This is a genomic window from Streptomyces sp. SCSIO ZS0520 (genome assembly GCF_025643355.1).
GTDB lineage: Bacteria > Actinomycetota > Actinomycetes > Streptomycetales > Streptomycetaceae > Streptomyces > Streptomyces physcomitrii.
Map to the genome: position 1 here is coordinate 2,088,343 of NZ_CP092644.1, position 23,535 is coordinate 2,111,877.

The window sequence follows — 23,535 nt, forward strand, 5'->3', positions numbered from 1 at the left end:
AGCGGTTCACGGCGGGAGCCAGGCAGCTCACGAAGAGAGGGGGGCGGTTCGCGGCGGGAGGCGGGTGCGCGCGGCACCCGCCTCCCGTCTCTGTCCGGTCCGGCCCGCGGCTCACGCCCTGCCACCGCGGTCCGGCCCGGTTCGGGGGGTACGGGGGAGGCGGCCCCGTACCGGTCGGCTCAGCGCACCTCGACCCACTTGGCGACCGAGGGGGTGCCCTCCTTGTCGGTGACGAAGAGCATGTACCAGCCGGGCGGCACCAGGGCGCGGTCCTGCGGGACGGTCACCGTGACCTTGTCGGTGCCCCGTTCGAGGTCGAGCGCGAGGGAGCGCTGCTCGACGTCGGTGGTGTGGGTGACCGCGCTCGGCCGCATCAGGCGGGCCCGCGCGATCCGCCGGGAGTCGGCGGTCTCGAAGCTGGCGTGCTCGCCGCGGGTGACCCGGCGCGGGCCGCTGCCGAGCACCGGGCGCCGGTCGCCGGAGCGGTGCAGCGCGGGCGGGGTGTAGATCTCCATGCGCTGCTCGAAGTGGCCGAGCTTGGTGTTCTTCTGGTCGTCGAAGAGCGGGTCGGAGCCGAAGGTGGCGATCCGGCCGTCGGGCAGCAGCAGCGCCTCGGAGTGGTAGTTGCGGCCGACCTTCGGATCGGCGGCCGGGATGAAGGCGTTCTTCTTCGGATCGTAGAACTGCGCCTTGTGGATATTGCTGGCGCTGCGGCCCCGGTAGTCCTTGGAGCCGTTGGTGGTGAAGACCGTGTCGTCCGGCATGATCACGCTGTTCAGATAGCGCGTGCCCTGCGGGAGCGCGGGACCGTCGGTGAAGGCCGGGTTCTTCTTCCTGAGGTCGATCACGGCGGTGCGGGCGGTGGACTTCTTCGACTCGCCGACCCCGCCGCCGCCGAGGATCATCACCTTCTGGTCCTGCGCCGGGGGCAGCAGCAGCGAGGAGGAGGTCTCCGTCTGGTCCTTGTCGCTGAGCCCCGGCACCTTGGCGAAGGTGTTCTTCTCCAGGTCCCACAGCCCCGGCTCGCGGCCCTTGTCCGCCGGTCCGTACCCGGCGTTGGAGGCCGGGTAGAAGAGCTTGCCGCCCTTGGTGAGGAAGAGGGCGGGGTAGGTCGGGAAGTAGCGGAAGGGGCCCTTGGACCACTTCCTGGTCTTCGGGTCGTAGATCTCGTTGTCGCCGGGGTCGATCATGCCGACGTCGTCGAGCCCGGAGACCGCGAGCACCTTGCCGTCCTTCAGGCCGACCAGGGTCGGGTACCAGCGGGCCTTCTGCATCGGGTCGACCTTGATGTACCGCTCGGCCCGCGGGTCGAACTCGTAGGCGGCCTTGATGCCCTGGAAGTCCTGCTTGGCGAGGGTGATCTTCTCGGAGAGCCCGTAGACGTCGTCCGCCTGTCCGCCCTTGAGGCCGACCACCTCGTACTGGGCCTGCCGGGCGGTGACCGACTCGGGGCCCTCCTTGACCGCCTCCACGAACACCCGGCGCTCGCTGGCCTTCACCTTGGCGCCGCCCTTGACCGCCGCCTTCTTCGCCTTCGGCACGGTGACGTCGAAGCGGCTGACGTACTCGACGCCGGAGGGCGAGCGGAAGCGGGTGCCCTTCTTCAGGGTGACCGCCTTGTCCGGGTCCTCGTTCTTGACCCGCATGCCGCCGCCGGCCCGCTCGACCTCGCCGTCGAGCGCCTCGTAGCGCGCGGTGCCGCCCGCCACCAGCAGCCGCCCGCCGGGCAGTTGGGCGTGGCCCGCACAGAAGAAGTCCTCCGGGGTGGGGATCTTCTTGTACGTGTTCTTCTCGGGATCCCAGAGCACGGTGTCGAAGGAGCCCGCGTCGAACTTGCGCTGCTCGTTGCCCGAGCCCGCGACGATGAGGACCTTGCCGGTGTGCAGGAGCGCCGCGTGGATGGCGTTGGTGCGGTACTTCTCAGGGATCGAGACCTGCTGCCAGGAGCCGTAGCGGGCCTGGTAACCGGGCTGCGCGATCTTGTACTCGTGGTACTTGTCCTCGGCGAAACCGAGCGCGGCGGGCGCGTTGAGCCCGGCGAGCACCGCGACCCCGGCGACCCCGAGGGCCGTCTTCTTGAGCTTCTTCGACGGCTGGTAGGCCATGGCTCAGTTCCCTCCTGAGGTACTGGTGGACACCGGGGCGGAGGCGCTGGAGACCGGCCGGGCGAGCGCGGTCGCCGCCTCCGGCTCGGGCACCCGGGCGCGGCCCGCGGCCCGCACGGCACGGCGGCGCCGGTACTCGCCGCAGGCCCAGACGGTGGCCGGGGCCAGCGAGATGCAGGTGGCGAGGGCGGCCCAGGTGCGCATGGCCGCGTGGGTGTGGTCGAGGAGGGCCGAGGCCGTCAGCGAGGCGATCAGCACGCCCGCCCAGAGCAGATGGATCCGGAAGGTCAGCAGCCGGTCCGGGCTGACGTCCCCCTTGGGGGTGACGACGAACCGGCTGGGCCTGCGCAGCACCGCCTCGGCGAGCGACTTGGCGTAGATCGGCGCCGAGACCGCGGACATCGCCATCCCGGCGAGGCCGCCGGAGCCCTGGGGTTCGTGCGGGGAGACGTTGTGCCGCCGGTTCCAGAGGTAGAGGCCGATCTGGAGCGCCGCGGCGTCCGAGTAGAGCATCAGCCAGACCGAGGCGGCGACCTGGGTGCCGGAGGCCCCGAACCAGAGGAAGAGCACGCAGCTGAGCACACCGAGCAGCCAGTTGACCGCGGCCATCGGGTAGTAGGCGAGCATCAGGGAGTACGAGAAGAGGCGGCCGCCCGGCATCGACAGGGGCGCCTTGCGGTACTGCTTGAGCAGGGTCTCGTAGGTGCCGCGCGACCAGCGGGTCTGCTGGGTGAAGAAGTCGGTCCAGGAGGCGGGGCCCTCGCCGACGGCGAGCACGTCTGGGGTGTAGACGGACTCCCAGTGGCGGCCGGTCAGCGGGTTGCGCTGCCGGTGCAGCTCGAAGCCGGTGGCCATGTCCTCGGTGATGGAGTCGCGCAGCCCGCCGATCTGGCGCAGCGCCGCGATCCGTACGACGTTGTTGGTGCCGACGAACATGGCCGAGCGGTAGCGGTTGCCGGCCCGCTGGATCAGCGCGTGGAAGAGGAACTGCTGGGACTCGGCGGCCTTGGTCACCGGGGTGAGGTAATTGCCGTAGACCTGCGGGCCGACCACGAAGGCGACGTCCGGGTCCCGGAAGTAGCCCATCATCCGCTCCAGGAAGTCCGGCACCGGGACGTGGTCGGTGTCCACGGAGGCGAAGAACTCGTAGTCGCCGCCGTGCAGCGCGAGCCAGGCGTTGTAGTTGCCGTGCTTGGTGCGGGCCTTGTGGGCGCCGCTCTCCCGGTTCCACTCGGGGACGCCGTGCCGGGTGAAGTGGCGCACCCCCAGCTCCGCGCAGAGCGCCTTGGCCTGGGCGTCGTCGCCCTCGTCCAGGAGCCAGACGTCCAGCGGGCCGGTGTGGCGGACGCGGACGGCGCCCTCCAGGGTGCCGCGCAGCATCGCGAGGGACTCGCGGCCCGGCACGAAGGTGGTGAGGAAGGCGACCCGGGTGCCCGGCTGCGGGACGACCGGCACCGGGTCGCGGGCGACCATCGTGGCGTGCGCGATCGAGACCACGTTGACGAGCATGAAGGTCTCGATCAGGCCGATGGCCGCCAGCATGGTGATGTCGAGGCCGACCAGCCAGGCGGCGCCGCCCTCCCGCCGGGTCCAGTGCGAGGGCCAGACCAGGTAGACGAGCAGCACCGCGGTGAGTATCGGGGCCAGCGTCATCAGCGCGACGGCGCGCAGGCGTCTCGGCTCGGTGGACAGCAGGGAGCGGTAACGCACCCGGTACGGGCGGCCGGTGGGTTGGGTCAGCGGCCCGGCAAGCCGGCTGTAGCTCTCGTAGTCGTAGCCCTCCGGCGGCACAAGCCCTCCCGGGTGTGAGCGAACAAGCCGATACCCACACAAGAAGGGAGAACTGACGACGTGTCGACCGGAGGGGTCCGTGCGAGGGGATTTCCTGCGGGAAACGGGGGAACGGGCGCCCGCGGCAGGCGCGCCGTCCCCGCCTCAGCCGCCGGAGAGGTAGCGCTCCACGGTCTCCACCTTGCCGGTCAGCCCGTCGGTGACACCGGGCCGGATGTCGCCCTTGAGGACGAGCGAGACCCGCGGCGCCCGCGCCTCGACCGCGGCCACCGCGCGCCTGACCACGTCCATGACCTCGTCCCAGTCGCCCTCGATCGAGGTGAACATGGCGTCGGTGCGGTGCGGCAGCCCGGACTCGCGGACCACCCGCACCGCCTCGGCGACATACGCGCCGACGTCCTCGCCGACGCCGAGCGGGGTGACGGAGAAGGCGACGATCACGGGTTCACGACACCTTCGCGGCGGGCCCGGGCGGCGATGACCCCGGCCTCCTCCTCGCGGCCGAGCATCCGGTGCGCCCACAGTCCGCCGAAGGGCGGCAGGGCGAGCAGGAAGTAGACGGCGACCTTCTTCAGGGGCCACTTGGTGCGGTTCCAGACGTCGGCGAGGAGCACCACGTAGGTGACGAAGAGGACGCCGTGCAGCAGGCCGAGCGGCATCATCAGGAAGTCGATGTCGGAGATGCGGCTCAGCAGCGAGCCGAAGATCAGCAGGGCGGGGAAGGACAGCGCCTCGGGGAGGGAGACCAGGCGCAGTCGGTGCAGTGCGGTGGCTGTCTTGATGTCCACGGGGAACCTTCGGGGTCGCGGGCTGTTCAGCGGTCGCGCGCGGCACGTCCCGCTGGCACTGATCTGGAACGGGAGCCCCTGGGGGCCGATCTTGTGAATGGGCTCACAAGCTTCCGGACCATTGTCGCAGCCCGGGCCGGATGCCCCGCGCCGGGGTGTCCGCGCGGGCCCGGGGCCCGATACCGTGCCCGGGTGGCAACGTTCCGACTCCAAGGCAGCAAGGTGCTCGCCGTCGACATGACCGGCGACGCCGTGAAGGCGAAGAACGGCTCGATGGTCGCCTACGACGGCCGGATGGCGTTCAAGAAGATGTCCGGCGGCGGCGAGGGCCTGCGCGGCATGGTCACCCGCCGCCTGACCGGCGAGCAGATGGAGATGATGGAGGTGAAGGGCGAGGGGACCTGCTGGTTCGCCGACCGGGCCACCGAGATCAACCTCGTCAGCCTCCACGGCGACACGCTCTACGTGGAGTCGAGCAATCTCCTCTGCGCCGACGCGGGCCTGCGCACCGGCACCTCCTTCACCGGGCTGCGCGGCGCCTCCCAGGGCAACGGCCTGTTCACCACCACCGTGGAGGGCACCGGCCAGGCGGCGATCATGTCGGACGGCCAGGCCACCGTGCTGCGGGTGAGCGCCCAGTACCCGCTGACCGTGGACCCGGGCGCGTACGTGGCGCACCAGGGGAACGTCCGGCAGAGCTTCCAGTCCGGGGTGACCTTCCGCACGCTGCGCGGCGAGGGCGGCGGCGAGGCCTTCCAGATCCGCTTCGAGGGCGAGGGACTCGTCTACGTGCAGCCCAGTGAGCGCCCTACGATCGCGGGGGACCTCTGATGCCTTTCCGGGAGATCAACTCCAAGATGGTGGAGGCGCAGCTCCAGCCCGGCCGGCGGCTGTTCGCCCAGCGCGGCGCGATGCTCGCCTACCGGGGCGAGGTGAGCTTCACCCCCAACAGCACCGGCGGCCAGGGCGGGGTGATGTCCATGATCGGCCGCCGGGTCGCGGGCGAGGCGGCGCCCCTGATGACCGTGGACGGCAGCGGCACCGTGCTGTTCGGCCACGGCGGCCACCACGTCCAGGTGATCGAGCTCGGCGGCGACACCCTGCACGTCGAGGCGGACCGGCTGCTCGCCTTCGACGGCACCCTGGAGCAGGGCACGATGTTCCTGGGCTCGCAGGGCGGGGTGATGGGCATGGTGCGCGGGCAGGTCACCGGGCAGGGCCTGTTCACCACCACCCTCAAGGGCCACGGCGCGGTCGCGGTGATGGCGCACGGCGGGGTGATCGAGGTCCCGCTCACCCCGGGGCGCCCCGTCCATGTCGACCCGCAGGCCTACGTCGCCCACCACGGGGACGTGCGCAACAAGCTCTCGGCCGCCCTCGGCTGGCGGGACATGGTGGGCCGCGGCTCCGGCGAGGCCTTCCAGCTGGAGCTGAGCGGCAGCGGCAGTGTGTACGTCCAGGCATCCGAAGAGAAGCTGTGAAGCCGTGAACCAGACGAACCAGAGCGGTGCCCCGGGCCCGGCCGTCCACGACCCGATGACGCTGCCCGCGGACGACAACGTCAACTCCTACACCTTCTGCGTGGAACTCAAGGGGAGCCAGTGGTTCCTGCAGAAGGGCAAGATGATCGCCTACTACGGCTCGATCGACTTCAACGGCGTCGGCCACGGGAGCCTGGACCGCCTGCTGCGCACCAGCTTCCACTCGCCGCTGCACGCCGCCGACTGGGTGGTCGCCCAGGGCCAGGGCAAGATGCTCCTCGCCGACCGGGCCTTCGACGTCAACTCCTTCGACCTGGAGGACGGCAACCTCACGGTCCGCGCGGGCAACCTGCTCGCTTTTCAGCCAACTCTCGCACTGAAGCAGTCGATTGTGCCCGGCTTCCTCACCCTGCTGGGCACCGGCAAGTTCGTAGCGGCCTCCAACGGCCCGGTGGTCTTCATGGAGCCGCCGCTGCGCGTCGACCCGCAGGCCCTGGTCGGCTGGGCCGACTGCCCCTCCCCCTGCCACCACTACGACCACGCCTATATGACCGGCGTACTGGGCGGGATCCGGGCGCTGACGGGGCTCGGCGGGGCCTCCGGCGAGGAGCACCAGTTCGAGTTCACCGGCGCGGGGACCGTACTGCTGCAGTCCTCCGAGACGCTGCCCCCGGAACAGCCGACGGGCGCCGTCCCGCAGGAGGCCGGGGTGCCCGGCGGTCACGCTCCGTCGGCCGGCGGACCGCAATCGGGATCACCGAGGCTTCCCGGTCAACTCGGGGACCTCCAGCGTCGCTTCGGGCTGTGAACGGTAGTCTCCGGAGTGTGACCTCGAACATGTGCGCAGGGTCACCATCCGAGCCACCGCCCCCACTCGTTGGATTTTCAACTTCTTAGGTAGAATCGAGTTCATGGAGACCGACACGGCCACCCGTTGGCTGACCGAAAAGGAGCAGTGCGCCTGGCGCACCCACCTGGAGGTCAACAGGCTGCTCAGCTACCAGCTCGAAAAGGACCTCCAGCCCTTCGGCCTCACGCTGAACGACTACGAGATCCTGGTCAACCTCTCCGAGTCCGAGGAGCAGCGGATGCGGATGAGCGACCTCGCCGCGGCCACCCTCCAGTCCAAGAGCCGCCTCTCGCACCAGATCACCCGCATGGAGAACGCGGGCCTGGTACGCCGCGAGTCCTGCGAGTCCGACCGCCGCGGCCTGTACGCCGCCCTCACCGACACCGGCCGCGAGACCATGCACAAGGTGGCCCCGTACCACGTCGACTCGGTACGCAAGAACTTCATCGACCTGATGAGCCCGGAGGCACTGGACGCCCTGAAGACCTCGCTGGATCCGGTCGCGGAGCATCTGCGGGAGCGGCGGGCTCGGGGGTGAGGGGGCCCTGGGCGGGGCTGGTGGGCTCTGCGGGGTCGGTGGGTTCTAGGGCTCTGTGGGTTCGTGGGCTCGTGGGCTCGTCGGTTGCCGGGCGGCCCGGCGGCTGACGGCTGACGGCTGACGGCTGACGGCTGACGGCTGACAGATTGTGGGCGGACAGATATCGATATCTGTTATCTGTCCGCCCACAATCTGTCAGCTGCCACTTGTCACCTGCCGCCTGCCGCCTGTCACCTCTCGTCTGCCGTTCCGTCCCCCTCCGGGATCCGCAGCACGAACCGCGCCCCGCCCTCCGGCCCCTCCCCCAACTCCAGCGTCCCGCCGTGCCGTTCGGCCACATCGCGGGCGATGGCGAGGCCGAGTCCGGCGCCGCCCTCGTCGCGGGTGCGGGCCTCGTCGAGGCGGACGAAGCGGGCGAAGACGCGTTCGCGGTCCGCCTCGGGCACCCCGGCGCCGTCGTCGGAGACCTCGAGGACCGCCGCACCCGGTTCGGCCCGTACCGCCACCAGAACCCCGGCGGCCGCGTGCCGCTCGGCGTTGTCCAGGAGGTTGCCGAGCACCCGCGCCAACTGCCCCCGGGAGCCGGTCACTTGAGCACCCTCGATCTCCGTGCGCACCCGCACCCGCCCCGGCCGCCGCTCGGCCACCGTACGGGCCACCAGCTCACCGAGGTCGAACCGTGTACCGGCGGGCCGCTCCCCCGCGTCCAGGCGGGCCAGGAGCAGCAGGTCGGCGGCGAGCTGCTCCAGCCGTACGGTGTCCGCGACCGCGCCGTCCAGGTCGAGCAACTGCGGGTGGGCGGCGGCGACTTCGAGCTGGGTGCGCAGCGAGGCGATGGGGCTGCGCAGCTCGTGCGAGGCGTCCGCGACGAAGCGGCGCTGGCGCTCCACCGAGGACTCCAGGGCGGTCAGCGTCTCGTTGGTGGTCGCGGCGAGCCGGGCGATCTCGTCGTGGGTGGCGGGCTCCGGCACCCGGCGCCGCAGATCCTCCGAGGCGGTGATGGCGGCCATCTCGCGGCGGATCCCCTCCACGGGCCGCAGCGCCCGCCCGGTCACCAGCCAGGTCACCCCGCCCACCACGAGCAGCAGCACCGGCAGCCCGATCAGCATCACGGTCAGGGCGGTGCGGTTCGCGTCGCGTTCGGCGTCCAGGGAGGCCCCGGCGTACACGGTGGCCTGCTCGCCCGAGGGCAGCGCGAGGTGCACCACGGCGAAGCGGTACGCGGACGTCTCCCCGTCGACGGTGGCGCTGCCCTCGGCCCGCCCCGCCTCCGAGTCGATCTCCCCGGGCCGGCCGCGCCAGCCGTCGTCATCGCTGTCGCTGTCGCGATCGCCGTCGCTGTCGTCGTCCCCGTCATCGGAGTCCGACTCGGACCCGGAGTCAGAGTCAGACCCGGAGTCAGACCCGGACTCGGAGTCGTCGTCCGGCTCCTCGGCCTCCTCCCGGCCGTCGTCCCCACCGCTTCCCTCCCCGGTCCGCTCCGGCTGCGGCGATCCGCCCGCAGGCGACCCCGTGGGCGACGAACCGCTCGTAGGCGACGATCCGCTCGTGGGTGGTCCGCTCGCACGGGGCGGGCGTACGTCCCTCGTGCCGGTCCCGGTCACCGCCTCCAGGTCCTCGTCGGCGGCGAGCAGCCGTCCGTCCTCGTCCACCACCTGTACGGGGCTGTCCTCCGCGTCGGGCAGTTCGAGCTTGCCGGGTGCCCGGCCCCCGGCGAGCTGGGCGGCCACGTCGCGCGCGGCGGACTCGGCCCGGTTGCCCGCCTCGGCCGAGAGGCTGGAGCGCAGCGCGGTCAGCACGGTGAAGCCCGCGAGCACCAGGGCGACCGCGACCACCAGGGTCGCGGCGAGGGTGGCCCGGGCGCGTACGGAGGCGAAGGGGCGTCTCATCGGCCCGCCTCCAGCCGGTACCCGGCGCCGCGGACGGTGACGAGGAGGGCGGCGCCGAGTTTGCGGCGCAGGGTGCTGATGTAGACCTCGACGATGTTCGGGTCGCCCTCGTAGGCGAAGTCCCAGACGTGCTCCAGGATCTCCGCCTTCGAGACCACCTCGCCGGGGCGCAGCACGAACTGCTCCAGTACCGCGAACTCCTTCGCGGTGAGCGGTACTTCCTCCTCCTCGCGCCAGACCCGGCGGGCCGCGGTGTCGACGGTCAGGCCGCCGAGCCGGTGCACCGGGGAGCGCCCGGCCGCGGCGTGCCGCCGCAGCAGGGCCTTCACCCGGGCGAGCAGCACCACGTACGAGAAGGGCTTGGTGAGGTAGTCGTCGGCCCCGGTGTCCAGCCCCTCGGCCTCGTCGTACTCGCCGTCCTTCGCGGTCAGCATCAGGATCGGCAGCTCGTGCCCGGCGGCGCGCAGGGCGGCGCAGACCCGGTAGCCGTTCATGCCGGGGAGCATGATGTCGAGGATCAGCAGGTCGTACGTCCCCTCGGAGGCGAGGTGCAGTCCCTCGCGGCCGTCATGGGACACGTCCACCGCGTAGCCCTCGGCGGTGAGTCCGGCGGCCAGGGAGCGGGCGAGGCGCTGCTCGTCCTCCACGATCAACAGGCGCATGCGCCCAGCCTCCCAAACGGGACCTGAAGAACCCTTCAGCTTCCTTCAGGCTGCCTTCAGCGTCGCCCCGGGACTGTGGTGTCCGTGGCCGGGACGACAACCGGCCGCAGCGAAGCCACCGCGGCCGGACACCGGCCCGAGACCTGGAGGATTCCATGCCCATGAAGCGCAAGCTCGTCGTCGCCACCGCCACCGCCGCACTGATCGCGGGCGGTACGGCCACCGCCTTCGCCGTGGGCGGCGGCGACAGCGGCAGCGGCGCGGGCTCCGCCACGTCCACCGTCGCGGTCCACGACGACCAGCGCCCCGCCGCCGAGACCCGCGTCGACGCCGAGGAGGCCGCGGCCGCCCTCGCCGACCGGGGCAGGGTCACCGCCGTCGAACTCGACGAGGAAGCGGGCAAGGCCGTCTGGGAGGTCGAGACGACCAACGCCGAGGGCGCCGAGCGCGACTGGAAGGTGGACGGCACCACCGGCAAGGTCACCGTCGACCGGGACGCCGACGACGACCGGAACGGCGACGACCGGGCGGACGACCGCGACGACGACGGGGGCGACCGCGACGACCGGGACGACCGCGACGAGAAGGCGGACGACCGCGACGACCGTGAGGACCGGGACGACAAGGCCGGTCACGACGACGACGTGAACGACGACCGCGACGACGCGAAGGACGACGCCAACGACGACGACTGACATCGCTCTTCGCTGAGTCTCCCCCGCCGCACGGCACCGCGCCCCGCCCCCGTTGATCTCGGTCAACTGGGGTCGGGGCGCGGTGTGTTCGGGGTCAGGGCCCGGTCGCGTACGTGACGGGGCCGGTCCGCGGCTACCCCTCCGTCAACTCCGCCACCAGCTCGTCCGCCGCCCGGTACGGGTCCAGCGTCCCCTGGACCACCCGGTCCGCGAGGGCGCCGAGGCGCTTGTCGCCGTGGAGGTCGCCGATGCGTTCGCGGAGGGCGGTGACGGCGATGGTCTCGACCTCGCGGGCGGCGCGGCGGCGGCGGCGTTCGGCGAGGATGTCGCGCTCCTCCATCCAGGCGCGGTGCTTCTCCAGGGCTTCGACGACCTCGTCGATGCCCTGGGCGCGGGCGGCGACCGTCTTCACGATCGGGGGGCGCCAGTCGCCGGGGCCGCGGGATTCGCCGAGGCCGAGCATGTGGTTCAGTTCGCGGGCGGTGGCGTCGGCGCCGTCCCGGTCGGCCTTGTTGACCACGTAGACGTCGCCGATCTCCAGGATGCCCGCCTTGGCGGCCTGGATGCCGTCGCCCATGCCGGGGGCGAGCAGCACCACGCTGGTGTCGGCCTGGGAGGCGATCTCCACCTCGGACTGGCCGACGCCGACGGTCTCCACCAGGATCACGTCGCAGCCCGCGGCGTCCAGGACCCGGATGGCCTGCGGGGCCGCCCAGGCGAGCCCGCCGAGGTGGCCGCGGGTGGCCATCGAGCGGATGTAGACGCCGGGGTCGGAGGCGTGGTCGGACATCCGGACCCGGTCGCCGAGCAGGGCGCCGCCGGAGAAGGGCGAGGAGGGGTCGACGGCCAGGACGCCGACCCGCTTGTCCTGCTTGCGGTAGGCGCTCACCAGCGCCGAGGTGGAGGTGGACTTGCCCACCCCGGGGGAGCCGGTGAGGCCGACGACGTACGCCTTGCCGGTGAGCGGGGCCAGTGCGGCCATCACCTCGCGCAGCTGCGGGGACGCGCCCTCCACCAGGGAGATCAGCCGGGCCACGGCACGCGGCTTGCCCTTCCTGGCCTCGTCAACCAGAGAGGAGACGTCCTGCATCACAGCTCCGTTCGCTCAGTGTGTGCCCACAAGGGTCCCAGACCGGTGGGCGCCCGTGGAATCGCGACCGGTGGGGCCCGGGCGGATGCTGCTCGGATCCGCCCGGGCCCCGCCGGGTCGTGCTCAGGCCTTGCTCAGACTCGCTCAGGCCTTGGGGACGCGGATGATCAGGGCGTCGCCCTGGCCGCCGCCGCCGCAGAGGGAGGCCGCGCCGGTACCGCCGCCGCGCCGCTTGAGCTCCAGGGCGAGGGAGAGGACGAGGCGGGCGCCGGACATGCCGATCGGGTGGCCGAGGGCGATGGCGCCGCCGTTGACGTTGACGATGTCGGAGGAGACGCCGAGTTCCTTGGTGGACTGGTGGACCACCGCGGCGAAGGCCTCGTTGGCCTCGATCAGGTCCAGGTCCCCGACCGCGATGCCCTCCTTCTTCACCGCCTGCTTGATCGCGTTGGCGGGCTGCGACTGGAGCGAGTTGTCCGGGCCCGCGACATTGCCGTGCGCGCCGATCTCGGCCAGCCACTCCAGGCCCAGTTCCTCGGCCTTGGCCTTGCTCATCACGACCACCGCGGCGGCGCCGTCGGAGATCTGCGAGGCGGTGCCCGCGGTGATGGTGCCGCCCTTGTCGAAGGCCGGGCGGAGCTTGGCGAGGCCCTCGACGGTGGTGTCGGCGCGGACCCCCTCGTCCTTGCTGAAGAGGATCGGGTCGCCCTTGCGCTGCGGGACCTCGACGGGGGTGATCTCCGCGTCGAAGACGCCGTTCTTCTGCGCGGCGGCGGCGCGCTGGTGGGAGAGGGCGGCGATCTCGTCCTGCTCGGCGCGGCCGATGCCGAGGCGGGTGTTGTGCCGCTCGGTGGAGGCGCCCATCGGGATCTTGTCGTAGGCGTCGGTGAGGCCGTCGTGGTCCATGTGGTCCAGGACCTCGACGGCGCCGTACTTGTAGCCCTGGCGGGCCTTCGGGAGCACGTGCGGGGCGTTGGTCATCGACTCCTGGCCGCCCGCCACCACGACGTCGAACTCACCCGCGCGGATGAGCTGGTCGGCGAGGGCGATGGCGTCGAGGCCCGAGAGGCAGACCTTGTTGATGGTGAGGGAGGGGACGTTCATCGGGATGCCGGCCTTGACGGCGGCCTGCCGGGCCGGGAGCTGGCCCGCTCCGGCCTGGAGCACCTGCCCCATGATCACGTACTCCACCTGGTCCCCGGCGATCCCGGCCCGGTCCAGGGCGGCCTTGATGGCGAAGCCGCCGAGGTCGGCGGCGGAGAAGGAGGCGAGGGAGCCCAGCATCCTCCCCATGGGCGTACGGGCGCCGGCGACGATCACCGAGGTTGTTCCGGTCGTTCCTGACATCAGGCACGGCTCCTTGGATGAGGAGTGAACGAGGGTTTACCTGAATGTACTGAGCGGTAAGTGCCGCGTCATCGGTGCCGAAGTGTGATCGCGCGCACGTTGCGTAATCACCCCCTGTGACGTTGCACTGAGGTCATGCTGACGAGAATCGACCACATCGGGATCGCCTGCTTCGATCTCGACAAGACCGTTGAGTTCTACCGTGCCACCTACGGCTTCGAGGTGTACCACTCCGAGGTCAACGAGGAGCAGGGCGTCCGGGAGGCCATGCTCAAGATCAACTCCACGGACGACGGGGGCGCCTCGTACCTCCAGCTCCTGGAGCCGGTGCGGGAGGACTCCACGGTGGCCAAGTGGCTGGCGAAGAACGGCGAGGGCGTCCACCACATCGCCTTCGGCACCGCCGACGTGGACGCGGACGCCGCCGACATCAAGGACAAGGGCGTACGGGTGCTCTACCCGGAGCCGCGGATCGGCTCGATGGGCTCCCGGATCACCTTCCTGCACCCCAAGGACTGCGGCGGCGTGCTGACCGAACTCGTCACCTCCGCACCCCCGGAGAGCTCGGAGCACTGACCACCGCCCACCTGGGCCGGTACTCTTGGGGCACGGCCGTCCGGGAGTGGAGACTGAGCTTCCGCCGTGGACGGCCGTGGCCGGGGTTCGGGTATTTCGGGGGCGGGCATCAAGCAGCGGCCCACGCGGTGCCGATGATCTGACACCATTCCCCGGGGGCCCCGTTCGGCGGAGAACGCGGCTCGTGGAGAAGACTGCGACCAGGGGACGGATGGGACCGCGCAGTGCGTGGCTATGAACGCCAGGAACGAGAGCGGGCTGAGGACGACCACCTCTCCCGGTTCGAAGCCGAGATGGACCGGCTGAAGACCGAACGGGAAAAGGCCGTCCAGCACGCCGAGGACCTCGGCTACCAGGTCGAGGTGCTGCGCGCCAAGCTGCACGAGGCACGGCGAAATCTGGCGTTCCGTCCCGCCTACGACAGCGCCGATCTCGGCTACCAGGCCGAGCAGTTGCTGCGCAACGCCCAGGCCCAGGCGGACCAGTTGCGCTCCGACGCGGAGCGCGAGCTGCGCGAGGCCAGGGCGCAGACCCAGCGCATCCTCCAGGAGCACGCCGAGCAGCAGTCGCGGCTCCAGTCCGAGCTGCACGCCGAGGCCGTCTCGCGCCGCCAGCAGCTCGACCAGGAGCTCGCCGAGCGCCGCCAGACCGTCGAGTCCCACGTCAACGAGAACGTCGCCTGGGCCGAGCAGTTGCGCACCCGTACCGAGCAGCAGGCCCGCCGGCTCCTCGACGAGTCCCGCGGCGAGGCGGACCAGTCGCTCGCCGCCGCCCGCGAGGAGGCGCAGCGGCTCACCGACGAGGCCCGCCGCCGCCTGAACGAGGAGGCCGAGGCGGCGCGCGCCGAGGCCGAGGCGCTGCTCCGCCGGGCCCGCGCGGACGCCGAACGCCTGCTGAACGCCGCCTCCACCCAGGCGCAGGAGGCCACCGACCACGCCGAGCAGCTGCGCAGCTCCACCGCCAGCGAGTCGGACAGCGCCCGGCGCCATGCCGCCGAGCTGAGCCGGGCCGCCGAGGAGCGGATGGCCGAGGCCGAGCGGGCGCTGCGCGAGGCCAGGGAAGAGGCCGACAAGCGGGTGGCCGAGGCCAAGGAGGCCGCCGCCCGCCAGCTCGCCGCCGCGGAGGCGGCCAACGAGCAGCGCACCCGTACGGCCAAGGAGCAGGTGGCGCGCCTCGTCGGCGAGGCCACCAAGGACGCCGAGACGGTCCGGGCCGAGGCCAAGGAGGTCGTCGAGGACGCCAGGGCCGAGGCCGAGAAGCTGATCGCGGAGGCCGCCGAGAAGGCGCGCAACGTCGCCGCGGAGGAGACCGCCTCGCAGACCGCGAAGGCCGCCCGTACCGCCGAGGAGGTGCTCACCAAGGCCGCCGAGCAGGCCAAGGCGACCACCAAGGCGGCGGCCGAGGAGGCCGAGCGCACCCGCGGCGAGGCCGAGGCCGAGGCGGACCGGCTGCGCGCCGAGGCGCACGACATCGCCGAGGAGCTCAAGGGCGCGGCGAAGGACGACACCAAGGAGTACCGCGCCAAGACCGTCGAGCTCCAGGAGGAGGCGCGGCGGCTGCGGGGCGAGGCCGAGCAGCTGCGCGCCGAGTCGGTCGCCGAGGGCGAGAAGATCCGCGGCGAGGCCCGCCGGGAGGCCGTCCAGCAGATCGAGGAGGCGGCCAGATCCGCCGAGGAGCTGCTGGCCAAGGCCCGCACGGACGCGGACGAGCTGCGCGGCGCCGCGACCACCGAGAGCGAACGCGTCCGCTTCGACGCCATCGAGCGCGCCAGCACCCTGCGCAAGCAGGCCGAGGACGCCCTGGAGCGGGCCCGCGCCGAGGCCCAGAAGCAGCGCGACGAGGCCGCCGAGCAGGCCGAGTCCACCCGCGCCGAGGCCGAGCGCGCCGCCGCCGAGCTGCGCGAGGAGGCCGAGCGGGCGGTGGCGGCCCGGCAAGAGGCGGCCGCCGAGGAGCTGACCCGGCTGCGCACCGAGGCCGAGGAGCGCCTGGCCGCCGCCGAGGCCGCGCTCACCGAGGCGCGCACGGAGGCCGAGCGGCTGCGGCGCGAGGCGGGCGAGGAGACCGAGCGGCTGCGCGCGGAGGCCGCCGAGCGGGCCCGGGCACTGCAGTCGGCGGCCGAGGCGGAGGCGGAGCGGCTGCGCACCGAGGCCGCCGCGGACGCCTCCCGCTCCCGTGCCGAGGGCGAGAACACCGCGGTACGGCTGCGCAGCGAGGCCGCCAGCGAGGCCGAGCGGCTCAAGACGGAGGCCCAGGAGTCCGCGGACCGGCTGCACGCCGAGGCCACCACCGCCGCCGAGCGGGTGCACACCGAGGCCGCCGAGGCGCTGTCCGCCGCCCAGGAGGAGGCCGCGCGCCGCCGCCGGGAGGCCGAGGAGCTGGTGGGCTCCGCCCGCGGCGAGGCCGACCAGGAGCGCGCCCGCGCCCGCGAGCAGAGCGAGGAGCTCCTCGCCGCGGCCCGCAAACGCGTCGAGGAGGCCGAGGCCGAGGCGCTGCGCCTGAGCGAGGACGCCGAGCGCCGCGCGGGCGAACTGGTCACGAGCGCCGAGCAGAAGGCCCAGCAGGTACGGGACTCGGTGGCCCATCTGCACGAGCAGGCCCAGGAGGAGATCACCGGCCTGCGCAGCGCCGCCGAGCACGCCGCCGAACGCACCCGGAGCGAGGCCCAGGAGGAGGCCGACCGGGTCCGCTCCGACGCCTACGCCGAGCGGGAGCGCGCCACCGAGGACGCCAACCGGGTGCGCAGGGACGCCCAGGAGGCCTCCGAGACCGCCAAGTCCCTTGCCGATCAGGCGCTTTCGGAGGCGGGCGCGGAGTCCGAGCGGCTGCGTACGGACGCCGCGGCCGAGGCCGAGCGGCTGCGCACCGAGGCCGCCACCGAGGCGGACCGGCTGCGCGCGGACGCCGCCGCCGAGGCCGAACGGCTGCGCGCGGAGGCCGCGGAGTACGCCCAGCGGCTGCGTACCGAGGCCTCCGACGCGACCGCCTCCGCGGAGCAGGACGCCTCGCGTACCCGGGCCGACGCCCGCGAGGACGCCAACCGCATCCGCTCGGACGCGGCGGCCCAGGCCGACACGCTCGTCTCGGAGACGACCGCCGAGACCGAGCGGCTGCGGGAGGAGACCGCCACCGAGGCCGAGCGGGTGCGCGCGGAGTCGGTCGACCGGGCCGAGAAGCTGCTCGCGGACGCCACCGCGGAGGCGGAGCGGCTGCGCACCGAGGCCGCCGCCGCCGTCGCCTCCGCCGAGGAGCACGCGCAGCGCGTACGGACCGAGGCGCAGGCGCTCAAGTCGAGCACCGAGGAAGAGGCCGAGCGGGTACGCAGCGAGGCGCGGGCGGAGGCCGAACGCACCCTCGACGAGACCCGCAAGGACGCCAACAAGCGCCGCTCGGAGGCGGCGGAGCAGGTGGACACCCTCATCACCGAGGCGGTCGCCGAGGCGGAGAAGCTCACCACGGACGCGCAGCGCGAGGCGCACCGCACGACCACCGAGGCGGAGGGCCGGGCCGACTCGATGGTCGGCGCCGCGCGCAAGGAGGCCGACCGGCTGGTCTCCGAGGCCACGGTCGAGGGCAACTCCCTGGTGGAGAAGGCCCGTACGGACGCCGACGACCTGCTGGTCGGGGCGCGCCGGGACGCGGCCTCGATCCGGGAGCGCGCCGAGGAGCTGCGCGAGCGCCTCACCAACGAGATGGAGGAGCTGCACGAGCGGGCCCGCCGCGAGTCGGCGGAGGCGATGAAGACCGCGGGCGAACGCTGCGACGCTCTGGTGAAGGCGGCCGAGGAGCAGCTCGCGGAGGCGGAGAAGGCCGCCCGCGAGCAGATCGCCGAGGCGGAGGCCGAGGCCGGGCGGGTGCGCATCGGCGCCGTGAAGAAGGCCGAGGGCCTGCTCAAGGAGGCCGAGCAGAAGAAGGCCGGGCTCGAACGCGAGGCCCAGCAGATCAAGGCGGAGGCGGAGGCCGACGCCCGGCGCGCGGTCGAGGAGAGCACCCGCGAGCTGGAGGTCCTGGTCCGCCGCCGCGAGGACATCAACGCCGAGATCTCCCGGGTGCAGGACGTCCTGGAGACCCTCGGTTTCGAGACCCCGGGCGCGGGCAAGGACTCCGGGGGCAAGGCACCCGCGGGGGCCGGGGCGACCCGCTCCGCGAAGTCCTCGGAGAGCTGACTTTGGCTCGGGCGGGGGCAGTTGGGCGGGGCCGGTGACGCTGGTTCAACTCCCGTGTCCCACCGTCGATTTCCGGCCGACTCCGCGCGCTCCGGCGCACGCCCCTCCCCCGGGCGGAACGGTAGATTCCGGACTCTGTAAGGTGCTTGTAGGGTGCCTGGGGACCACCCCTGGCAAGGGCTCCGGCCGTCAGCCACTCAAAAGAGGTGTCATTCTCCAGATCAAACAGGCATCTGCTCGATGACACGCCGTCCGGACCTCTAGGATTCCCCCTATCACCTCACCGGTCTCTTTCGACAGGATCCCCATGAGCGACACTTCCCCCTACGGCTTCGAGCTTGTGCGGCGTGGGTACGACCGCGCTCAGGTGGACGAACGCATCTCCAAGCTCGTTTCCGACCGCGACGGCGCCCTGACCCGCATCACGGCGCTGGAGAAGCGGATCGAGGAGCTCCACCTCGAAACCCAGAACGCACAGGCGCAGGTCAACGACGCCGAGCCCTCCTACGCGGGCCTCGGCGCGCGCGTCGAGAAGATCCTCCGCCTCGCCGAGGAAGAGGCGAAGGATCTGCGGGAGGAAGCCCGCCGCGCCGCCGAGCAGCACCGTGAACTCGCCGAGTCCGCCGCCCAGCAGGTGCGCAACGACGCCGAGTCCTACGCCGCCGAGCGCAAGGCGAAGGCCGAGGACGAGGGCGCGCGGATCGTCGAGAAGGCCAAGGGCGAGGCGACCACGCTCCGTTCGGACGCCCAGAAGGACGCGCAGTCCAAGCGCGAGGAGGCGGACGCCCTCTTCGAGGAGACCCGCGCCAAGGCCGCCCAGGCCGCCGCGGACTTCGAGACGAACCTCGCCAAGCGCCGCGAGCAGTCGGAGCGCGACCTCGCCTCCCGCCAGGCCAAGGCCGAGAAGCGGCTCGCCGAGATCGAGCACCGCGCCGAGCAGCTGCGCATGGAAGCCGAGAAGCTGCGTACCGACGCCGAGCGCCGCGCCCGCCAGACGGTGGAGACCGCCCAGCGCCAGGCCGAGGACATCGTGGCCGACGCCAACGCCAAGGCCGACCGCATCCGCAGCGAATCGGAGCGCGAGCTGGCGGCGCTCACCAACCGCCGCGACTCGATCAACGCCCAGCTGACCAACGTCCGCGAGATGCTGGCCACGCTGACCGGTGCCGCGGTCGCCGCCGCGGGCACCCCCGGCGAGGAGGAGAGCTCCTCCCGAGGCGTGCCGGCCCAGCAGACCCGCTGACGCCCACCGCACGGCAGTACCTCCGCACGCCCCCGTACCGCGCTTTCCGCGGGACGGGGGCGTGGTGCGTGCGCGCACCGGGCGGTCCGTGTGCACCGGGCGGGCGTAGGGGGCGCGCGAGAGAGTGAAGTGCGCCCCCAATGCATCCGCGCGCCCCTATCGTGCGCCCCACCGGGAGGCGTCTGTCAGTGGGCCCGCCTAGCGTGTACGCATGATCGAGCTCGAAGGGCTGACCAAGCGCTACGGCGAGAAGATGGCCGTCGACAATCTGACCTTCACGGTGCGGCCGGGCATCGTGACCGGGTTCCTCGGCCCGAACGGCGCGGGCAAGTCGACCACCATGCGGATGATGCTGGGCCTGGACCGGCCGACCTCCGGTGACGTCCGGATCGACGGCACCCACTACGACCGCCTCAAGGAACCCCTCAAGGACATCGGGGCGCTCCTGGATGCCAAGGCGATGCACGGCGGGCGCAGTGCCTACCACCATCTGCTGTGCCTGGCGCAGTCCAACGGCATCCCCAGCAGCCGGGTGCACGAGGTGCTGGACACGGTCGGGTTGACGGCGGTGGCGAAGAAGAAGGCCAAGGGCTTCTCGCTCGGTATGGGCCAGCGGCTGGGGATCGCGGGCGCGCTGCTCGGTGATCCGCGGATCCTGATGTTCGACGAGCCGGTCAACGGACTGGATCCCGAGGGCATCCACTGGATCCGCAATCTGATGAAGTCCCTTGCCGCGCAGGGCCGTACGGTCTTCGTCTCCTCGCATCTGATGAGCGAGATGGCGCTGACCGCCGACCACCTGGTCGTGATCGGGCAGGGCCGCCTGCTGGCGGACACCTCGATGGCGGACTTCATCCGGGAGAACTCCCGCTCCTACGTACGGCTGCGCAGCCCGCAGCGCGAGCAGCTCCTCGATGTCCTGCACCGGGAGAACATCGCGGTCCTCACCAAGGACGACGGGACGCTGGAAGTGGACGGCACCGGAGCCGACCGGCTCGGCGAGCTGGCCGCCACCCACCGCCTGGTCCTGCACGAACTCAGCCCGCAGCAGGCCTCGTTGGAAGAGGCGTTCATGCAACTCACCGCCGAATCGGTCGAATACCACGCCCACACCGGACCCGGCGGCATCGGAAGCCCACCCCCCGGCGGCCTCCCGCCCGGCAGCCCGCCGCAGCAGCCGTACCCCGTCGGCGCCCCGGGGGCACCCGGCGACGGGAGCCAGGGCCTGCCGACCGCTCCCCCGCCCGGCGGCGCGCAGGCGCCGCCACCGGCGAGCGGTCCGGGAAGCCCCGGCTGGGGCCAAGGCTGGCAGCGACCCGGGAAGGGGGCCTGAGATGGCAGTGACCCAGGTGATCCGCTCCGAGTGGACCAAGATCCGCTCGGTGGCCTCCACGGTCTGGACACTCTCCCTCGCCCTGCTCGTCACGATCGCCTTCGGCATGCTGATCAGCGCGGTCGTCAACCACGAGTACGGCGACATGAGCCGCGAGGACAAGCTCACCTTCGACCCGACCTACACCAGCTTCGCCGGGACCTCGCTCGGCCAGCTGGCGATGATCGTCTTCGGCGTCCTGGTGGTGGCGAACGAGTACAGCACCGGCATGATCCGCACCTCCCTCGCGGCCGTGCCGCAGCGCGCCACCTTCCTGTTCAGCAAGATCGCGGTGGCCACCGGGCTCGCCTTCGTGGTCTCGCTGGTCACCAGCTTCCTGGCCTTCTTCTCCGGTCAGGCCATGCTCGGCGACCACAGCGCCTCGCTCGGCGACTCCGGGGTGCTGCGCGCGATCATCGGCGGGGCGCTCTACATGACCCTCATCGCGGTCTTCTCGATGGGCGTCGCCTCGATGCTGCGCAGCCCGATGCTCTCGCTCGGCATCCTGATGCCCTTCTTCTTCCTGATCTCCAACATCCTCGGGAACGTCAGCGCCACCAAGAAGGTCGGCCGCTTCCTGCCGGACCAGGCGGGCAGCAAGATCATGCAGGTGGTCAAGCCCTTCGACGACGACACCCCGTACGGGCCCTGGGGCGGTCTCGGGATCATGTGCCTGTGGGTGCTCGCCGCCCTGATCGGCGGGTACGTGCTCCTCAAGCGCAGGGACGCCTGAGGAACCGCGGGAGGGCGGCGGGGTGGCCGAGGAGGGGGAGCGCAGTCTCGCGGCGCTGGGCCTCGACACGGTGCCCGCCCTGGACCCGCTCTCCTACCCGGGCCGCCCGGCCCCGGGCCCCGTCCTGCTCGCGGACGGGGCCCTCGTCCCGCTGCTGCCGGGCGGGCCCCGCCTCGGCGGCTGGCGCACCGCCCCCGAGGGGCCCACCCTCGACGAGGCCCTCACCGCCCGCGGGCTGAGCCAAACCGGCGCGCGCTGCCCGGTCCTCGCGGTCGGCTCCAACGCCTCGCCCGCCCAGCTCACGTACAAGATGGCGCGGTACGCCGTGCCCGCGGTGCTGCCGATGGTGCCGGTGCGGGTGCGCGGCCTCGCGGTCGGCTGCTCCGCGCACATCGGGCGGGCGGGGTACGTGGCCGCCGCGCCCTGTCCGGATCCGGCGGCCGAGCGGGAGTTCGTCGTCTCCTGGCTGGATCCGGCGCAGCTCGCGGTGGTGGACGGCACCGAGTTCCCGAACTACACCCGGGCCCTGCTGCCCGGCGACCGCTTCCCGATGGAGCTGCCCTCCGGGGAACGCCTCGGCGGCGCCTACCTCTACGCCGGTGCCCACGGCGTCCTGCCCGACCCGGCCACCGGCAGGCCGCGGCCCGGCGGCGGCGACCAGTCCGCCCTGCTCGACGCGCTCCTCGCGGACTCCCCCGCGCTGCGGGCACTCCTCGGCCCCGGTCCGGCCGACTGGGTGGCCCGCGCCCGCAGCTCCCCCCGGGCCCGCGCGCAGGGCAGCCGCCTGCTCGCCGAGGAGCACGAGCCGCTGTTCCGCACCGCCTTCGCCCCCTGGGCGGACGACTCGGCCCGCCCGCGCCGCTACGGGGAACTGCCGCCGCCGGAGGGGGAGTCGAGGTGACCGCTCGGCGTGACGCGGGATGGCGCGGCACGACCGCTCGGGATGAGGTCGCTGGACGACGGCTGTGCGGCGCGGCCGCTCGGGACGGCGTCCCCGGGTGACCGGCCCCCTCAGCCCCAGGCACCGGCCAAGGCGTGACCGAGGGCGGTGGCGAGGGCCGCGGTCCCCAGGCCCGCGAGGACGCTGAGCAGGGCGTTGGCGGCGGCGTAGCGGCGCGCGCCGGACTCTGCCAGGCGCAGGGTCTCGTAGGAGAAGGTGGAGTAGGTGCTCAGGGTCGCGCAGAGGCCGGGGCCGAGGAGCGCGCCGAGCGGCTGCGGTACGGCGGTGGCCGCGCCGGTGAGCAGGCCGAGTCCGGCGCAGGCGGCGAGGTTGACCCCGAAGGTGCCCCAGGGGAAGACGCTCTCGTGGCGGGTCTGGACCGCGCGGTCCGCCAGATACCGCAGGGGTGCCCCGGCCAGCGCGCCGAGGACGACCATCAGCCAGTTCACGCGCCGCCCTCCGCCCGCTCGGGCCGGGGCCCGAGGACCAGCCGGGTCAGGGCCGCGGCCCCGGTGACGGCGGCCATCGCGGCGGCCAGGGTTGCGGCGAGGTAGAGCAGCGCGGTGCCGGGGCGGCCGCCGTCGAAGAGGCCCCGGGCGTCCAGGGCGTAGGTGGAGAAGGTGGTGTAGCCGCCGAGGATCCCGGTGCCCAGGAAGGGGCGCACCAGCGGGTGGGGCCGCAGCCGCTCGGTGAGCACCACCATGAGCAGGCCCATCGCCGCGCAGCCGGTGACGTTGACCCAGAAGGTGGTCCAGGGGAAGGCGCCCGGGGTGTACGGCCACAGCAGGGTGGCCCCGTAGCGGGCCGAGGCCCCGAGCGCGCCGCCGAGCGCGATCACCAGGAGGGTGCGGGCCTGCTGCGTACGGTGCGCGTGGGCGGGGTCGGGCGGCGGGGGCGCGGCGTCGGGGTCGATCGGGTCGACGGGGTCGAGAGCGTCGAGCGGCTGGGTGGGAGCGCCCGGCTCGGCGGGAGCGTCCCGCTCGGCGGGAGCGTCCGGGGCGAGGCCGGTGGCCTCGCCGCGGGAGGGGTCACCGGAAGGATCACCGGAGGGATTGCTGCTGAGGGGCATGCGCCAGGCTCCTGCCTGATTCGACTCGGAGCCGCGCGTGCGGGCGCGCGGCGGGTCAGGCAGGGACCGTTGGCGGCGACGCTGCCGCGGTTGGGTACGGCGGGCCCCACCGCCGTACGGCCGGGCCCGGGGGCCGACCGCGCCACCAGGGTACGCGCGCGGGCCCGCGGCGGAGAAGCCGCCCGGGGCGCCCGCTCCCCGCC

The 23,535-nt window shown here is 72.8% G+C and carries 21 protein-coding genes; 11 read left to right on the forward strand and 10 right to left on the reverse strand.

Annotated elements, in window-relative coordinates:
• Nucleotides 1–179 precede the first annotated feature (179 nt).
• The 4 genes from MID12_RS07485 to MID12_RS07500 form a co-directional block, all read right to left on the reverse strand.
• Nucleotides 180–2,105: a kelch motif-containing protein gene (locus MID12_RS07485; RefSeq protein ID WP_263165550.1), complete on the reverse strand. Its 1,926-nt coding sequence runs from the start codon at nucleotides 2,103–2,105 to the stop codon at nucleotides 180–182.
• Nucleotides 2,106–2,108: 3 nt separating this feature from the next.
• On the reverse strand, nucleotides 2,109–3,896 hold the full coding sequence (locus tag MID12_RS07490; RefSeq protein ID WP_263165551.1) for a cellulose synthase catalytic subunit: 1,788 nt from the start codon (nucleotides 3,894–3,896) through the stop codon (nucleotides 2,109–2,111).
• A gap of 144 nt (nucleotides 3,897–4,040) precedes the next feature.
• On the reverse strand, nucleotides 4,041–4,337 hold the full coding sequence (locus tag MID12_RS07495) for an MTH1187 family thiamine-binding protein (protein WP_040248215.1): 297 nt from the start codon (nucleotides 4,335–4,337) through the stop codon (nucleotides 4,041–4,043).
• A complete protein-coding gene (locus tag MID12_RS07500) occupies nucleotides 4,334–4,684 on the reverse strand; it encodes a DUF3817 domain-containing protein (RefSeq protein ID WP_040248217.1) in 351 nt (116 codons plus the stop codon). Before MID12_RS07500 ends, MID12_RS07495 begins: the two co-directional genes overlap by 4 nt.
• A 192-nt stretch (nucleotides 4,685–4,876) precedes the next feature.
• On the opposite strand from MID12_RS07500, the gene MID12_RS07505 reads away from it, so the two are divergent.
• The 4 genes from MID12_RS07505 to MID12_RS07520 all read left to right on the forward strand — a co-directional run bounded on the left by MID12_RS07505 (nucleotide 4,877) and on the right by MID12_RS07520 (nucleotide 7,553).
• Nucleotides 4,877–5,515, forward strand: a complete 639-nt coding sequence (locus MID12_RS07505; protein ID WP_078844809.1) for an AIM24 family protein — start codon at nucleotides 4,877–4,879, stop codon at nucleotides 5,513–5,515.
• The gene (locus MID12_RS07510; RefSeq protein WP_040248222.1) at nucleotides 5,515–6,165 is read left to right on the forward strand and encodes an AIM24 family protein; all 651 of its coding nucleotides are present in this window, start codon (nucleotides 5,515–5,517) and stop codon (nucleotides 6,163–6,165) included. The genes MID12_RS07505 and MID12_RS07510 overlap by 1 nt, the downstream gene beginning before the upstream one ends.
• A 55-nt stretch (nucleotides 6,166–6,220) precedes the next feature.
• Complete coding sequence (locus tag MID12_RS07515) at nucleotides 6,221–6,973, forward strand: AIM24 family protein (protein WP_052483091.1); 753 nt, start codon at nucleotides 6,221–6,223, stop codon at nucleotides 6,971–6,973.
• Between the two features lie 103 nt (nucleotides 6,974–7,076).
• A complete protein-coding gene (locus MID12_RS07520) occupies nucleotides 7,077–7,553 on the forward strand; it encodes a MarR family winged helix-turn-helix transcriptional regulator (RefSeq protein WP_040248227.1) in 477 nt (158 codons plus the stop codon).
• 230 nt (nucleotides 7,554–7,783) lie between these two features.
• Here the strand turns inward: MID12_RS07520 and MID12_RS07525 are convergent, their stop codons facing one another.
• Both MID12_RS07525 and MID12_RS07530 read right to left on the reverse strand, forming a co-directional pair.
• Nucleotides 7,784–9,442: a sensor histidine kinase gene (locus tag MID12_RS07525; protein WP_263165552.1), complete on the reverse strand. Its 1,659-nt coding sequence runs from the start codon at nucleotides 9,440–9,442 to the stop codon at nucleotides 7,784–7,786.
• Nucleotides 9,439–10,104, reverse strand: a complete 666-nt coding sequence (locus MID12_RS07530) for a response regulator transcription factor (protein ID WP_040248232.1) — start codon at nucleotides 10,102–10,104, stop codon at nucleotides 9,439–9,441. Before MID12_RS07530 ends, MID12_RS07525 begins: the two co-directional genes overlap by 4 nt.
• Nucleotides 10,105–10,265: 161 nt before the next feature.
• Between MID12_RS07530 and MID12_RS07535 the strand changes: the two genes are divergently transcribed.
• Nucleotides 10,266–10,799 (forward strand): PepSY domain-containing protein, encoded by a 534-nt coding sequence (locus tag MID12_RS07535; RefSeq protein WP_263165554.1) that lies wholly within the window; start codon nucleotides 10,266–10,268, stop codon nucleotides 10,797–10,799.
• A gap of 133 nt (nucleotides 10,800–10,932) precedes the next feature.
• Here MID12_RS07535 and meaB read toward each other — a convergent pair whose 3' ends face one another.
• Together meaB and MID12_RS07545 are read right to left on the reverse strand one after the other, a co-directional pair.
• Entirely contained in the window at nucleotides 10,933–11,889 is a 957-nt protein-coding gene (meaB, locus tag MID12_RS07540; RefSeq protein ID WP_263165556.1) for a methylmalonyl Co-A mutase-associated GTPase MeaB, read from the reverse strand.
• A gap of 144 nt (nucleotides 11,890–12,033) precedes the next feature.
• Nucleotides 12,034–13,236: an acetyl-CoA C-acetyltransferase gene (locus tag MID12_RS07545; RefSeq protein ID WP_263165557.1), complete on the reverse strand. Its 1,203-nt coding sequence runs from the start codon at nucleotides 13,234–13,236 to the stop codon at nucleotides 12,034–12,036.
• A gap of 135 nt (nucleotides 13,237–13,371) precedes the next feature.
• Between MID12_RS07545 and mce the strand changes: the two genes are divergently transcribed.
• The 6 genes from mce (at nucleotide 13,372) to MID12_RS07575 (ending at nucleotide 22,224) form a co-directional block, all read left to right on the forward strand.
• Nucleotides 13,372–13,812 carry a methylmalonyl-CoA epimerase gene (gene mce / locus MID12_RS07550; protein ID WP_040248242.1) on the forward strand — a complete coding sequence of 147 codons (441 nt, stop codon included), beginning with the start codon at nucleotides 13,372–13,374 and terminating at the stop codon, nucleotides 13,810–13,812.
• Between the two features lie 224 nt (nucleotides 13,813–14,036).
• On the forward strand, nucleotides 14,037–17,975 hold the full coding sequence (gene scy / locus MID12_RS07555; protein WP_263165559.1) for a polarized growth protein Scy: 3,939 nt from the start codon (nucleotides 14,037–14,039) through the stop codon (nucleotides 17,973–17,975).
• A gap of 307 nt (nucleotides 17,976–18,282) precedes the next feature.
• Nucleotides 18,283–19,218: a cellulose-binding protein gene (locus MID12_RS07560; protein ID WP_040248247.1), complete on the forward strand. Its 936-nt coding sequence runs from the start codon at nucleotides 18,283–18,285 to the stop codon at nucleotides 19,216–19,218.
• 211 nt (nucleotides 19,219–19,429) lie between these two features.
• Nucleotides 19,430–20,551, forward strand: coding sequence for an ABC transporter ATP-binding protein (locus MID12_RS07565; RefSeq protein WP_263165560.1), 1,122 nt, complete (start codon nucleotides 19,430–19,432; stop codon nucleotides 20,549–20,551).
• Nucleotide 20,552: 1 nt separating this feature from the next.
• Entirely contained in the window at nucleotides 20,553–21,323 is a 771-nt protein-coding gene (locus MID12_RS07570) for an ABC transporter permease (protein WP_040248249.1), read from the forward strand.
• A 22-nt stretch (nucleotides 21,324–21,345) separates the two neighbouring features.
• Nucleotides 21,346–22,224: a hypothetical protein gene (locus tag MID12_RS07575; RefSeq protein WP_263165561.1), complete on the forward strand. Its 879-nt coding sequence runs from the start codon at nucleotides 21,346–21,348 to the stop codon at nucleotides 22,222–22,224.
• 110 nt (nucleotides 22,225–22,334) lie between these two features.
• On the opposite strand, the gene MID12_RS07580 is transcribed toward MID12_RS07575, so the two are convergent.
• Together MID12_RS07580 and MID12_RS07585 are read right to left on the reverse strand one after the other, a co-directional pair.
• The gene (locus tag MID12_RS07580; RefSeq protein ID WP_040248250.1) at nucleotides 22,335–22,712 is read right to left on the reverse strand and encodes a fluoride efflux transporter FluC; all 378 of its coding nucleotides are present in this window, start codon (nucleotides 22,710–22,712) and stop codon (nucleotides 22,335–22,337) included.
• Nucleotides 22,709–23,176 carry a fluoride efflux transporter FluC gene (locus MID12_RS07585; RefSeq protein ID WP_040256546.1) on the reverse strand — a complete coding sequence of 156 codons (468 nt, stop codon included), beginning with the start codon at nucleotides 23,174–23,176 and terminating at the stop codon, nucleotides 22,709–22,711. Before MID12_RS07585 ends, MID12_RS07580 begins: the two co-directional genes overlap by 4 nt.
• Nucleotides 23,177–23,535 lie beyond the last annotated feature (359 nt).

Excerpts from the sequence above, each read along its gene's own strand:
- MID12_RS07485 (WP_263165550.1), bottom strand. The coding sequence starts at position 2,105 with ATGGCCTACCAGCCGTCGAAGAAGCTCAAGAAGACGGCCCTCGGGGTC.
- MID12_RS07510 (WP_040248222.1), top strand. The coding sequence starts at position 5,515 with ATGCCTTTCCGGGAGATCAACTCCAAGATGGTGGAGGCGCAGCTCCAG.
- MID12_RS07515 (WP_052483091.1), top strand. The coding sequence starts at position 6,221 with ATGACGCTGCCCGCGGACGACAACGTCAACTCCTACACCTTCTGCGTG.
- MID12_RS07520 (WP_040248227.1), top strand. The coding sequence starts at position 7,077 with ATGGAGACCGACACGGCCACCCGTTGGCTGACCGAAAAGGAGCAGTGC.
- MID12_RS07525 (WP_263165552.1), bottom strand. The coding sequence starts at position 9,442 with ATGAGACGCCCCTTCGCCTCCGTACGCGCCCGGGCCACCCTCGCCGCG.
- MID12_RS07530 (WP_040248232.1), bottom strand. The coding sequence starts at position 10,104 with ATGCGCCTGTTGATCGTGGAGGACGAGCAGCGCCTCGCCCGCTCCCTG.
- MID12_RS07535 (WP_263165554.1), top strand. The coding sequence starts at position 10,266 with ATGAAGCGCAAGCTCGTCGTCGCCACCGCCACCGCCGCACTGATCGCG.
- meaB (WP_263165556.1), bottom strand. The coding sequence starts at position 11,889 with ATGCAGGACGTCTCCTCTCTGGTTGACGAGGCCAGGAAGGGCAAGCCG.
- MID12_RS07545 (WP_263165557.1), bottom strand. The coding sequence starts at position 13,236 with ATGTCAGGAACGACCGGAACAACCTCGGTGATCGTCGCCGGCGCCCGT.
- mce (WP_040248242.1), top strand. The coding sequence starts at position 13,372 with ATGCTGACGAGAATCGACCACATCGGGATCGCCTGCTTCGATCTCGAC.
- MID12_RS07560 (WP_040248247.1), top strand. The coding sequence starts at position 18,283 with ATGAGCGACACTTCCCCCTACGGCTTCGAGCTTGTGCGGCGTGGGTAC.
- MID12_RS07565 (WP_263165560.1), top strand. The coding sequence starts at position 19,430 with ATGATCGAGCTCGAAGGGCTGACCAAGCGCTACGGCGAGAAGATGGCC.
- MID12_RS07570 (WP_040248249.1), top strand. The coding sequence starts at position 20,553 with ATGGCAGTGACCCAGGTGATCCGCTCCGAGTGGACCAAGATCCGCTCG.